This window comes from Limnohabitans sp. MMS-10A-192 (assembly GCF_003063335.1).
In the GTDB taxonomy this organism is placed as follows: Bacteria; Pseudomonadota; Gammaproteobacteria; order Burkholderiales; family Burkholderiaceae_C; genus Limnohabitans_A.
In genome coordinates this window covers 53,665-65,466 of the sequence record NZ_NERX01000001.1, presented here as the reverse complement: position 1 = coordinate 65,466, position 11,802 = coordinate 53,665, and the positions used below count along the sequence as shown (strand labels likewise).

Genomic DNA, 11,802 nt, shown 5'->3' with positions numbered 1-11,802 from the left:
ATGCTGGCAGACCGTGAGCCTGTGACCGCCTACGTGGCCGTGGGCGCCAACCTCGGCGACGCGCGGCTGACGGTGCTGGGCAGCCTGAGCGCCTTGGCCCGATTGCCCGGCACCGTGTGTTCGGGCCGCTCGCGCCTCTACCGCACTGCACCTTTTGAGGCCCAGGGGCCTGACTTCATCAACGCGGTGGTGCGGCTCGAAACCCGTTTGAGCGCCCCTGAGTTGCTGGATGCCCTGCAGGATCTTGAAAACCAGGCAGGACGCTTGCGGCCTTATCAGAACGCACCACGCACGCTGGATCTGGATGTGCTGTTGTATGGCCTGGCCCGGATGGACAGCCCGCGCCTGACCTTGCCGCACCCACGCATGTGGACTCGGGCTTTTGTGTTGTATCCCTTGGCCGATCTGGCCCCTGATCTGGTCACGCCCGCGCATTGGGCCAGCGTGGCGGGGCAAAGCATCGAGCCTTTGGCTGAAAGCGTGCCATGACCTTTTTCACCAGCTTGCCCGTGGCCTTGCAGACGGTGTTGCTGCTGTTGACCAGCAATGTGTTCATGACCTTCGCCTGGTACGGCCACCTGCGCAACATGTCGGCTGCGCCTTGGTATGCGGCGGCTTTGGTGAGTTGGGGCATCGCCCTGTTCGAATACATGTTCCAGGTGCCCGCCAACCGCATTGGCCACACCGAGTTCAGCGTGGGGCAACTCAAAATCATGCAAGAAGTCATCACCTTGGCGGTGTTTGTGCCATTTGCTGTGATTTACCTGAAAGAGCCGTTCAAGCTGGACTACCTTTGGGCCGCCTTGTGCATGGTGGGCGCGGTTTATTTCATTTTCCGAAGCGCTTGACGTTTTCAGCCCTTGAAAGGGTTACAAACAGTTAAACTTGCTGCAGTCACACGAATGTCATATTCGCTCTTCCCAGTCATCAGGAGTTCTACATGCTGTTTGGTAAATTGCTGCCTAAAGAAGGCAATTTTTTTGAACTTTTTAACCAACATGCGGAGCGCATTGTCGAGGCGGCTCGCTCCTTTTCGAATTTGGTGGCCAATTACAACGATGTTCACCTGCGCGAGAAATACAACCGCGATGTGGACAACGCCGAGCACGCAGCAGACCGCGTGACCCAGGAAGTCAACCGCCTGATCCACACCACCTTCATCACCCCCATCGACCGTGAACAGATCCACGCCTTGATCAACTTGATGGACGATGTGGCCGACCTGATCCAGGACTCCGCTGAAACCATGGCGCTGTATGACGTGCGTCACATGACCGAAGAGATCACCCGCCTGACCGATTTGTCGGTGCGTTGCTGCGAACGCGTGCAAGACGCTGTGAAATTGTTGCCCCGCATCGGTGAGCCTGCGGTGGCCGAGTCGGCCCTCAAAACCTGCGAAGAAATCGACCGCCTGGAGTCGGATGCTGACCGCGTGATGCGCAGCGCCATGAGCAAATTGTTCCGCGAAGAAGCCGATGTGCGCGAGATCATCAAGCTCAAGGCCATTTACGAATTGCTGGAAACCATCACCGACAAGTGTGAAGACGTGGCCAACCAGATCGAGGGCATCGTCCTCGAAAATTCCTGATCTGACGCGGGAATCTGACGTATGGAAACCGTACAAGCTGCCTTGTGGGTGGTGATCTTGCTGGTCGCCTTGGCACTCATTTTTGACTTCATGAACGGGTTTCATGATGCGGCCAATTCGATCGCCACCGTGGTCTCCACGGGCGTGCTCAAGCCCACCCAAGCCGTGGTGTTTGCTGCCTTTTTCAACTTTGTGGCCATCTTCATCTTCCACCTGAGTGTGGCGGCGACGGTGGGCAAGGGCATTGTTCAGCCTGGCGTGGTGGACACCCATGTGGTGTTTGGCGCTTTGGTGGGTGCCATCACCTGGAACGTGATCACTTGGTACTACGGCATCCCCAGCAGCTCTTCACACGCCCTGATCGGCGGCATTGTGGGGGCTGTGATCGCCAAGTCCGGTGCAGGTTCTTTGGTGTCCTCGGGCATCATCAAAACCGTCTCGTTCATCTTTGTGTCGCCGGTTCTGGGCTTTTTGCTGGGCTCTTTGATGATGGTCCTGGTGGCCAACATCTTCCGTCGGACCCGCCCCTCCAAAGTGGACAAATGGTTCCGTCGCTTGCAGCTGGTGTCTGCCGGTGCTTACAGCTTGGGTCACGGTGGCAACGACGCACAAAAGACCATCGGCATCATCTGGATGATGTTGATCGCGACGGGCTATGCTGCCGCTGGCGATAAGGCGCCGCCAACCTGGACCGTGATCAGTTGCTACGCTGCGATTGGCTTGGGCACCATGTTCGGCGGCTGGCGTATCGTCAAGACCATGGGGCAAAAAATCACCAAGCTCAAGCCGGTGGGCGGCTTCTGTGCTGAAACCGGCGGAGCGATGACCTTGTTCCTGGCCACCTCTTTGGGGATTCCTGTTTCGACCACCCACACCATCACGGGCGCCATCGTGGGTGTGGGCTCCACGCAGCGCGCCAGCGCTGTGCGCTGGGGTGTCGCGGGCAACATCGTCTGGGCGTGGGTGCTCACCATTCCCGCCAGCGCTTTTGTGGCCGCCATTGCGTACTGGGTCAGCTTCCAAGTGTTCGACTGAAGCGAGCCGCGCCATGCGCTGGAGCAAAAAGCCGGACACTGTCCGGCTTTTTTTGTGTCACTGACTGATCAGCCGGGCCTCTTCAATCTGGTATTCGAAGTACATCTGAAAGCTGAAAGCCAGACTGGCCATCAGCACGGCGGTGCCGAGCAGCAAAGCTGATGCGATGCCGATGATGGTGGTCCAATGGGTTTGTCCCGCTGGCGCATCGGGCGCAGCTTGCGGGTTGAATTGGGTGTTCCATTTCTCTGCCGTCATCAAGCCATAAACGATCGCCGTCAGTGCACAGCCTGCGATGGTGAACCCCAGCAAAGGGATCAATGCCCAGCTCAACTTGTCATCCAGGCCAAATGCCTGAACACGTTGAATGCCATAAATGCCCAGTGCCGTTGGTATCGGCAATAGCCAGCCCAGCGAATCGCCCAAGCCCTTGAGGTAAAAGCGGTGCAGGCCCAAGGGGCCGCCCCAAAAAGTGAGCCAGGTGGCCAGTGTTTTGTTTTTCATGGGGTTGATTATTGAGCAGGCGTGCTGTCGCCTGCGCCCAAAGGCTTTTCCATCATCACCACATCCAGCCAGCGGTCGAATTTCCAGCCGCAAGATGTGAGGGTGCCCACCGGTGTGAAGCCCACTGAGCGGTGCACACCAATCGAGGCTGCATTGGCAGAGTCGCCGATCACCGCCAGGAACTTGCGAACACCAGCCCTTTCGGCCTGGGCGCAAAGTTCGGTCAGCAAAGCTTTGCCCAGCCCTTTGTGCTGCACACCTGTGGCCATGTAAATCGAGTCTTCGGCCGAAAAGCGGTAGGCCGGGCGCGGTTTGAACCAGTTGCAGTAGGCAAAGCCCAGCACCTGACCGGCGTCTTCCACGACCAGGTAGGGCAGGCCCTTGGCCAGCACATCGGCACGCCTGGCGCTCATGTCGGCTTTTGAGGGGGGATCGATCTCGAAAGTGCCCGTGCCCGTGAGCACATGGTGCCGGTAAATGGCTGTGATGGCCGCGATATCTTCGTCCCGGCTGCGTCGGATCAAGGGCATTGGTGCTCCCGTTGTATAATGGTGGGCTTTTCAGTGTGTCACTGGCCGGGTGGCCAGTTGCGTGTCTCAAACGCTGGAAGAAAACGGGTGTCTCGGCAATTGTTCCGAAGCCATCCAACCACCCAAGGATAAATCATGGTTGTTATTCGTCTGAACCGCGGCGGCTCTAAAGCACGTCCTTTCTTCAACATCGTCGTCGCCGACAAGCGCGTGCGTCGTGATGGCCGCTTCCTGGAGCGCATCGGTTTCTACAACCCCACAGCCCGTGGTGGCGAAGAAGGTCTGCGCATTGCCCAAGACCGTCTGACCTACTGGAAGAGCGTTGGCGCCCAGGCTTCTCCCACCGTGGAACGCCTGATCCGTCAAGCTGGCAAAGCAGCAGCCTGATCGGCTGATGTCGGCCATGCGTCCACCTCTGGAGACGGCGGCACTGCCCGCTGACGCCATCGAAGTCGGGCGCATTGCCGATGCCTGGGGCATCAAAGGCTGGTTCAAGGTCTTGCCCCACAGCGCCTCGCCCGAGGCGCTTTTTTCTTCCAAGCGCTGGTTTTTGTTGCCGCCCGATCGGCCCATGAAACCCAAGCGGCCCACGGAAGCTGCAGCCGCCAAGTCTGACGCCGCTGCATGGACCGAGCCCTTGCTCTTGCGCATCAAAGAGTCCAAAGACCATTCCAGCACGCTCGTGGCCACCGCCCACGACATCGATGACCGCAATGCCGCCGAGGCCTTGCGTGGCGCCCGGATTTTTGTCCCCCGTTCCAGCTTTCCCACCGCAGCCGAGGGCGAGTACTACTGGGTGGACCTGATGGGCCTGCAGGTGGTCAACCGTGAAGGCGTGTCACTTGGTGAGGTGCGTGACCTCATGTCCACGGGTCCGCAAACCGTGCTCGTGATCGAAGCCGCACCCGAAGCCGAAGGCGGCAAACCCGTCGAGCGCATGATTCCTTTCGTCAGCGCGTTTGTCGACGGTGTCGATTTGCCTGGCAAACGCATCACCGTTGACTGGCAGCCCGACTACTGATCGGCCTCGGCCGTGGAGGGCCACATCCATGCGCTTTGACATCATCACGCTGTTCCCGGAACTGTTTGCGCCGCTGCTCACCAGCGGCATCACACGCCGCGCCTACGAAGGCGGGCTGGTCGATGTGCGCCTGTGGAACCCCCGTGACCACGCCGAGGGCAATTACCGCCGCGTGGACGACCGTTCTTTTGGCGGCGGGCCTGGCATGGTCATGCTGGCCGAGCCCCTGTTCAAAACGCTCAGCGCCATCCGCGCCGACCGCAACGAGGCCGACCCTGCGCCCTTGGTGCTGTTCTCGCCCATCGGGCAGGCCTTGAATCACAACGCGGTGGCCAACTGGTCGCAAAGCGCTGGTGCGGTTTTGTTGTGTGGTCGCTACGAAGGCGTGGACCAGCGTTTCATTGACCAATACGTCGACCTGCAAATCAGCTTGGGTGACTTTGTCTTGTCGGGTGGGGAGATCGCCGCCATGGCCTTGCTCGATGCCGTCGCCCGTTTGCAGCCCGGCGTCCTGAACGACGAAGGCAGCCACCAGCTCGACAGTTTCAACCCAGCGCTCGACGGCCTGCTGGACAGCCCGCACTTCACCCGACCCGAGGTCTGGCAGGGCCATGCCGTACCGCCGGAGTTGATGTCCGGGCACCATGCCCACATCGAGCGCTGGCGGCGTGAGCAAAGCCTGCGCCTGACCGCGCAGCACCGCCCTGAGTTGCTGCTTCGGGCACGCCAGGACGGCCGATTGAGCCGTCAGGATGAGACTTTTTTGAAGAACCTGCCCTCGGCGGGTGAGTGACAACTTCGCGCTTTGCTGGCGTTTGCGCAGCCGCTTGCATCGGCCATCTTGAGCGTAAGGTGGACCTGGGGTCGTAAAAAGTTATAATGGGAGGCTTTTCGATCCTCTACCCGCCGCGATCTGGCTCCAGTTGTGCACATGATGCCCAGCGCTTACAGCACAGAACGCCCCTTGTGTAGCGAGGCATGATCGGACGGAGTTCAAAAAATGAATTTGATTCAAACTCTTGAGCAGGAAGAAATTGCCCGTTTGGGTAAAGTGATTCCTGAATTTGCCCCCGGCGACACCGTGATTGTGAGCGTGAATGTGGTTGAAGGTAGCCGCAAACGCGTTCAGGCTTACGAAGGCGTCGTGATTGCCAAGCGCAATCGTGGTCTGAACAGCGGCTTCACAGTGCGCAAGATCTCCAGCGGCGAAGGCGTGGAACGTACGTTCCAAACCTACAGCCCTTTGATCGCCAGCATCGAAGTCAAGCGTCGTGGTGATGTTCGCCGCGCCAAGCTGTACTACCTGCGCGATCGCAGCGGCAAGTCGGCACGTATCAAGGAAAAGTTGCCTCAGCGCAAAGCAGCCCCAGTGGCCGCTGCGTAAAGCCTTTTTCCGAGGTAGAAAAAACCGCCCGGGTTCGCCCGTGGCGGTTTTTTTACGCCTGTTCACATCGCGCAGCCCCAAGAAAAAAGGCCTTGCCGGGTGAGGGCAAGGCCTTGAAGCGTTCAGGGCGCGAGGGCCCTGGTGGCTGTTGGTGGGCGATCAGCCGCGTGTGACTTTCAGCACGCGGGTGCCGCCACGCTTGCCGTCACCACCACCTGCGCCGCCGGCATTGTGGGGCTTGAAGTTGCCAGCACCAAACTGCTTGGGGCCACGGGCGAACTTGTCACCTGCTGCGCCACGAGGTGCTGCTGCGCGGGGCGCGTTGCGGCTGTCGCCACGGTCTTCCCAGCGGCCGCCTTGACGGCCTTCACCGCGTGCGTCTGGACGTGCGTCCTGGCGCGGTGCACCACGGTTTTCGCGGTCCCAAGGGTGCGCAGGTGCGGCACCACGTTGTTCGAAGCGATCGCCACCACGGTTGTTGTCAAAGCGGGCATCGCCACCGCGGCCATCTTTGCGCGGGTCAAAGCGGGGCTCCGCACGCTGTTCAAAGCGAGGCTGCTCATCGCGGAAGTTGCCACGTGGGGCGCGGTTGTCAAAACCACCTTCGCGGTTGCCGAAATCACGGCCACCACCACCGCCGCCGCCCGAGCGGCCACGGAAGCCACCGCTGGCATTGGCATAGTTGCGATCACCACCAAAACGGTCACCGCCACGGCCACCCATGGGCTTGCGTGCCTCAGGCATGCGTGCTTTGGGCTCCATGCCGGGAATCACTTCCGCCTTGAAAGGCTGGCGTGTGTAGGCTTCGATGTCACCGATCTTGCGGCGGTCACGCATTTCTGCAAAGGTCACAGCCAAGCCGTCGCGGCCTGCGCGGCCAGTACGGCCAATGCGGTGGGTGTAGTCCTCGGCCTTCATCGGCAAGCCGAAGTTGAAGACGTGGGTGATGGTGGGCACGTCGATACCGCGAGCAGCCACATCGGTGGCCACCAGGATCTGGACTTGGCCATTGCGCAGCGCCATCAGGCGGCGGTTGCGCATGCCTTGGCTCAGGGCGCCGTGCAATGCGACAGCCGAGAAGCCGTCTTGCTGCAAATCGGCGGCCAGGCCGTCGCATTCGATCTGGGTGCTGGAGAACACGATCGCTTGGTCAATCGAGGCGTCGCGCAACCAGTGGTCGAGCAGTTGGCGCTTGTGTTGGGCGTTGTCGGCCCAGAACAGCACCTGCTTGATGTTGTTGTGTTTTTCCTGTGGGTTGTCGATCTGGATTTTCTGGACCGAGGAGCCGCCGTCGTGCATCACGCGCATGGCCAATTGCTGAATGCGTGGCGCAAAGGTCGCGCTGAACATCATGGTCTGGCGACGCTGGCTGGTCATGTCGTTGATGTCGGCCAGGTCGTCCGAGAAGCCCAGGTCGAGCATGCGGTCGGCTTCGTCCACCACCAAAAACTGCACTTGGTCCAGCTTGATTTGCATGGAGCGTTGCAGGTCGAGCAAACGGCCAGGTGTGGCCACGACCAGGTTGGCGTTTTGCAGCTTGGCAATTTGCAGCTGGTAAGGAATGCCACCGACCACGTTGGCCACGCGCAGACCACGGGTGTGCTTGACCAGCTCGATCGCGTCATGTGCGACCTGTTGGGCCAATTCACGGGTGGGGCACAGGATCAGGGCGCCGGGCGTCGGTGCCTTGAAGTTGCGTGGGTTGGTGGGGTCTTTGCGCTTGGCTCGCTTGGGTGCTGGCTCGCCTTTGGCGGCTGCATCGGCGCAAGCTTGTTCAAACTCGGCGCGTTCGATGGCTTCTTGTTCGGCCATTTGGGCGATCAAGGTGTGCAACACGGGCAGCAAGAAGGCGGCGGTTTTGCCGCTGCCGGTCTGGCTGGAGACCATCAAGTCGCTGTAGCCATTCGACAGGCCGTCTTTGGAGCCGCCAGCGGTAGGCAAGGCCAAAGGAATGGCGCGCAATTGCACAGCGGTCGGCTGTGTGTAGCCCAGGTCGGCCACGGCTTGCACCAGTTCAGGGGCCAGGCCCAATTCCACGAAGCCGTTGGGCACATCGGCGATGGCTTCAACTTCTTCGGTCACTTCGGCGGCGACTTCATGTGCTGCGTCGGTGGTGATTTCGGCCGCTGCAGCGACCATGATTTCGGTGGCCAAATTGGTCGCAGCGGGCTGTGCAGTCGACTCGGTGGCGATGGATGTGATTTCGGCAGGCGACAAGTCGTCCTGCACTGTGTTCAAAGTGTCAGTCATGTGTATCTATAAAACTCGCACGGAACAACGGCCGTCAACAGAAAAAGCTGTTGCATTGGGCCGCAGGCACCGCAAGGTTGAAAAAACATCAACCATCAAACGGTGCTCGCGAGTGGCGCTGGGCGTGGAGCCTGGCCGCTGTGAGTGACCCTATCGTTGGGTCAAGGCATGAAGGGAGATGTAGGAAACGCTGCACATGTTGCGCAGCGAGCCCACGATTATGACACGGATCGAAAAAAAGCGCTAGGGTTTTCCCTGAAAAACTTCAAAGCCGGATGAAATGCTCGCGGTAATGCGCCAATTCGTCGATGGATTCGTGCACATCGGCAAGGGCGGTGTGCTTTTGCTGCTTCTTGAAAGACGAATACACCTCGGGCTTCCAGCGGCGTGACAGCTCCTTGAGTGTGCTCACGTCCAGGTTGCGGTAGTGAAAGAACGCTTCCAGCTTGGGCATGAACTTCACCAAAAAGCGGCGGTCTTGGCTGATGGTGTTGCCGCACAGGGGCGATGCGCCTTTGGGCAGGTATTTTTTCAAAAAGGCGATGATCTGCTCTTCGGCATCGGCTTCGGTGGTGGTCGAGGCCTTGACCTTGTCGATCAGCCCGCTCTTGCCATGCGTGCCTTTGTTCCAGGCGTCCATCTTGTTCAGCAATTCATCGCTTTGGTGGATCACCAACACTGGGCCTTCAATGCGTGGCGACAGGTGAGGGCCGGTGACAATCACGGCGATCTCCAGCAGGCGTTCTTTTTCGGGGTCCAGGCCCGTCATTTCGCAATCGATCCAGACCAGGTTCTGGTCAGACTTGGCCAAGTCGGCCACTTCGGGGGCGGTGGTGGTGTTCACTTCAGACATGCGCTGATTGTCGCCGAAGCCGATGACCATGTCGGACCAGAAGGTGCCGACCTGCAAGGGGGAAGGGGCGGCTCCTACAATATCCGCATGAATCCTTCTCTTTCTTTGACGGTGACCCTGGTGGTGGCCTTGTTGGCGCATGTGGCGCTCAAGTCCTGGCTCAATGCGCGCCAGGTTCGGCACGTGTCGCGTCACCGCGCTGCGGTGCCCGCAGCCTATGCCGACACCGTTTCGCTGGCCGATCACCACAAGGCCGCGGACTACACCCTGGCCAAAGCCAAACTCTCGCAAATCGACATCGCGCTTGACGCCGCCGTCTTGCTGGGCTGGACCTTGCTGGGCGGACTCGACGCGCTGAACCAAGTGCTGCTGGGCTGGATGGGCCCTGGCATCGGGCAGCAAATAGCCTTGGTGCTGGGCTTCACGCTGGTGGGCGGCTTGATCGGCTTGCCCTTGTCGCTGGTGCAAACCTTTGGCGTGGAACAACGCTTTGGCTTCAACAAGATCACGCCCGCTTTGTGGCTGGCCGACATGGCCAAAGGCCTGCTGCTCGGCCTGGTCTTGGGCGTGCCTTTGCTGTGGCTCATGCTCTGGCTCATGCAAGCAGGCGGCAGCCTGTGGTGGCTGTGGGCCTGGGCGGCCCTGGTGGGCTGGCAGTTGTTCTTGATGGCGATCGCCCCCAATGTGATCATGCCGCTGTTCAACAAATTCACCCCGCTCGAAGATGAATCTCTCAAAGCCCGTGTGCAGTCTCTTATGCAACGCGCAGGCTTCACGGCCAAGGGCTTTTTTGTCATGGACGGCAGCCGCCGCTCGGCGCACTCCAATGCCTTCTTCACCGGCTTTGGGGCCAGCAAGCGCGTGGTGTTTTTCGACACGCTGCTCAAGCAACTGAGTCCTGCCGAGATGGAAGCCGTGCTCGCGCACGAGCTGGGCCACTTCAAACACAAGCACATCCTCAAGATGATGCTGACCAGCTTTGCGCTCACCTTGGCCGGTCTGGCCCTGCTGGGTTGGCTCATGCAGCAAGTTTGGTTCTACACGGGCTTGGGCGTCATGCCCAGCCTGACGGACAGCAACAACGCCTTGGCGCTGGTGCTCTTCATGCTAGTCACGCCGGTGTTCACCTTGTTCGTGGCGCCCGTGTCGTCTTGGCGCTCGCGCCAGCAAGAGTTTGAGGCCGATGCCTATGCGGTCTCGCAAACGCCTGGCCAAGACCTGTCGTCGGCTTTGCTTAAGCTGTATCAGGACAACGCTTCAACGCTCACGCCCGATCCACTGTATGTGAAGTTCTATTACTCGCACCCGCCCGCCAGCGAGCGGCTGGCACGGATGGGCGCCGCATGAGCACCGCTGCGCTGCGCGCCTTCACGCCCACCGAAGTGGTCATGGCGCTGGGCCAGGTGCCTGGTTGGCGCTTGCAGGGCGATGGTGACGCCGTGGTGATCGAAAAGACGTTCGAGTTTGCAGAGCACACGCAGGCCCTGTTGTTCGTCAACAGCGTGGGCTGGTTGTCCGAAAAGCTCAACCACCACCCGGAAGTGGTGCTGAACCATCGCCGCTGCGTGGTCCGCTGGTGCACGCACGATGTGCAGGGCCTGAGCCGCCTCGACTTTGAGGCCGCCCGTCAAACAGACGGCTTGTTGCCCGCATGAGCAAGTTCAACAAACAACGCCCCGCCCAAGCCGACGCGGCCGTGCTCGAACCCGGCCTGGTGGTGGCCACCTATGGGCGGCACTGCCTGGTGGAAACGCCTGAAGGCCGCCGCCTGATTTGCCACCCGCGTGGCAAGAAAAACCAGGTGGTGGTGGGCGACCAAGTGCTCTGGCAAATCGCTGGCGATGAAGGCAGCATCGAAAAACTGCAAGAGCGCCGCAACCTGTTTTACCGGCAGGACGAAATCCGCACCAAGTCCTTTGCAGCCAACCTTGACCGCGTGCTGATCCTGATCGCAGCCGACCCGGAGTATTCTGAAAGCCAGCTTTCGCGTGCTTTGGTGGCCGCCGAGGCCGAACGCATCACGCCCGTCATTGCGCTCAACAAAAGCGATTTGGCCGTGCCGTTTGCACAAGCTTGGGAGCGCTTGGCCCCATACCGCGCCATGGGCTACGCCGTGGTGCCCGTGAGTTTGAACCCGCGCTCGGCAGTGGCCGACGACGGCGTGGCCGCTTTGTGCGAGCACCTCTCGGGCCACACCACCTTGGTGCTGGGCCCATCGGGCAGCGGCAAGAGCACCTTGATCAACCGCCTGGTGCCCGATGCGCAGGTCGAAACCGGGGAAATTTCGCAAGCCCTCAACTCGGGCAAACACACCACCACCAGCACCCGCTGGTATTGGGTGCCCAGCTTGGACACCAGCGCAGGTCAACGAAGCGCCCTGATCGATTCACCGGGCTTTCAGGAGTTTGGCCTGCACCACATCGAGCCGACCCGCCTGGCCGATTGCATGCCCGATTTGCGCAAGTATCTGGGCGGCTGCAAGTTCTACAACTGCACCCACCTGCACGAGCCCGGTTGCGCTGTGCTGGCGCAGGTCGAGAGCGAACACAGTGCAGGCACCATCAGTGCCCGCCGCCACCGCATTTATGCGCAGTTGTTTGAAGAGTTGAGCCAGCAGCGCTGGTGAAGCAAAGGGCG

Annotated in this window: 15 protein-coding genes; 11 read left to right on the top strand and 4 right to left on the bottom strand. The window is 60.4% G+C overall.

Translation table 11 applies throughout. The features are described 5' to 3' along the window. From folK to B9Z43_RS00350, 4 genes are all read left to right on the top strand, one after another. Positions 1-489 carry a 2-amino-4-hydroxy-6-hydroxymethyldihydropteridine diphosphokinase gene (gene folK / locus B9Z43_RS00365; protein WP_108322199.1) on the top strand — a complete coding sequence of 163 codons (489 nt, stop codon included), beginning with the start codon at positions 1-3 and terminating at the stop codon, positions 487-489. Continuing rightward, positions 486-848, top strand: a complete 363-nt coding sequence (locus B9Z43_RS00360) for a DMT family protein (RefSeq protein ID WP_108322198.1) — start codon at positions 486-488, stop codon at positions 846-848. The genes folK and B9Z43_RS00360 overlap by 4 nt, the downstream gene beginning before the upstream one ends. A gap of 92 nt (positions 849-940) precedes the next feature. Beyond that, a complete protein-coding gene (locus B9Z43_RS00355; RefSeq protein ID WP_108322197.1) occupies positions 941-1,588 on the top strand; it encodes a DUF47 domain-containing protein in 648 nt (215 codons plus the stop codon). A gap of 21 nt (positions 1,589-1,609) precedes the next feature. Beyond that, the gene (locus B9Z43_RS00350) at positions 1,610-2,623 is read left to right on the top strand and encodes an inorganic phosphate transporter (RefSeq protein ID WP_108322196.1); all 1,014 of its coding nucleotides are present in this window, start codon (positions 1,610-1,612) and stop codon (positions 2,621-2,623) included. A gap of 57 nt (positions 2,624-2,680) precedes the next feature. Here the strand turns inward: B9Z43_RS00350 and B9Z43_RS00345 are convergent, their stop codons facing one another. Continuing rightward, positions 2,681-3,127, bottom strand: coding sequence for a hypothetical protein (locus tag B9Z43_RS00345; protein WP_108322195.1), 447 nt, complete (start codon positions 3,125-3,127; stop codon positions 2,681-2,683). A gap of 8 nt (positions 3,128-3,135) precedes the next feature. Continuing rightward, positions 3,136-3,657, bottom strand: coding sequence for a GNAT family N-acetyltransferase (locus B9Z43_RS00340; RefSeq protein ID WP_108322194.1), 522 nt, complete (start codon positions 3,655-3,657; stop codon positions 3,136-3,138). 135 nt (positions 3,658-3,792) lie between these two features. Here B9Z43_RS00340 and rpsP point away from each other — a divergent pair, with 135 nt between their 5' ends. The 4 genes from rpsP to rplS all read left to right on the top strand — a co-directional run bounded on the left by rpsP (position 3,793) and on the right by rplS (position 6,062). Further along, positions 3,793-4,044: a 30S ribosomal protein S16 gene (gene rpsP / locus B9Z43_RS00335; protein ID WP_108322193.1), complete on the top strand. Its 252-nt coding sequence runs from the start codon at positions 3,793-3,795 to the stop codon at positions 4,042-4,044. A 16-nt stretch (positions 4,045-4,060) separates the two neighbouring features. Continuing rightward, positions 4,061-4,678, top strand: a complete 618-nt coding sequence (gene rimM / locus B9Z43_RS00330) for a ribosome maturation factor RimM (protein ID WP_108322999.1) — start codon at positions 4,061-4,063, stop codon at positions 4,676-4,678. A gap of 28 nt (positions 4,679-4,706) precedes the next feature. Continuing rightward, positions 4,707-5,471, top strand: coding sequence for a tRNA (guanosine(37)-N1)-methyltransferase TrmD (trmD, locus tag B9Z43_RS00325; RefSeq protein WP_108322192.1), 765 nt, complete (start codon positions 4,707-4,709; stop codon positions 5,469-5,471). A gap of 207 nt (positions 5,472-5,678) precedes the next feature. Next, positions 5,679-6,062: a 50S ribosomal protein L19 gene (gene rplS / locus B9Z43_RS00320; RefSeq protein ID WP_108322191.1), complete on the top strand. Its 384-nt coding sequence runs from the start codon at positions 5,679-5,681 to the stop codon at positions 6,060-6,062. A gap of 159 nt (positions 6,063-6,221) precedes the next feature. Here the strand turns inward: rplS and B9Z43_RS00315 are convergent, their stop codons facing one another. Together B9Z43_RS00315 and orn are read right to left on the bottom strand one after the other, a co-directional pair. Continuing rightward, complete coding sequence (locus tag B9Z43_RS00315) at positions 6,222-8,312, bottom strand: DEAD/DEAH box helicase (protein WP_108322190.1); 2,091 nt, start codon at positions 8,310-8,312, stop codon at positions 6,222-6,224. A 265-nt stretch (positions 8,313-8,577) separates the two neighbouring features. Next, positions 8,578-9,165, bottom strand: coding sequence for an oligoribonuclease (gene orn, locus B9Z43_RS00310; protein WP_108322997.1), 588 nt, complete (start codon positions 9,163-9,165; stop codon positions 8,578-8,580). 87 nt (positions 9,166-9,252) lie between these two features. Between orn and B9Z43_RS00305 the strand changes: the two genes are divergently transcribed. From B9Z43_RS00305 to rsgA, 3 genes are read left to right on the top strand one after another with little or no spacing between them, the layout of a single operon-like run. Further along, positions 9,253-10,512 carry a M48 family metallopeptidase gene (locus tag B9Z43_RS00305; RefSeq protein ID WP_108322189.1) on the top strand — a complete coding sequence of 420 codons (1,260 nt, stop codon included), beginning with the start codon at positions 9,253-9,255 and terminating at the stop codon, positions 10,510-10,512. Next, entirely contained in the window at positions 10,509-10,820 is a 312-nt protein-coding gene (locus B9Z43_RS00300; RefSeq protein ID WP_108322188.1) for a 4a-hydroxytetrahydrobiopterin dehydratase, read from the top strand. Before B9Z43_RS00305 ends, B9Z43_RS00300 begins: the two co-directional genes overlap by 4 nt. Then, positions 10,817-11,791 carry a ribosome small subunit-dependent GTPase A gene (gene rsgA, locus B9Z43_RS00295; RefSeq protein WP_108322187.1) on the top strand — a complete coding sequence of 325 codons (975 nt, stop codon included), beginning with the start codon at positions 10,817-10,819 and terminating at the stop codon, positions 11,789-11,791. Before B9Z43_RS00300 ends, rsgA begins: the two co-directional genes overlap by 4 nt. Positions 11,792-11,802: the final 11 nt, after the last annotated feature.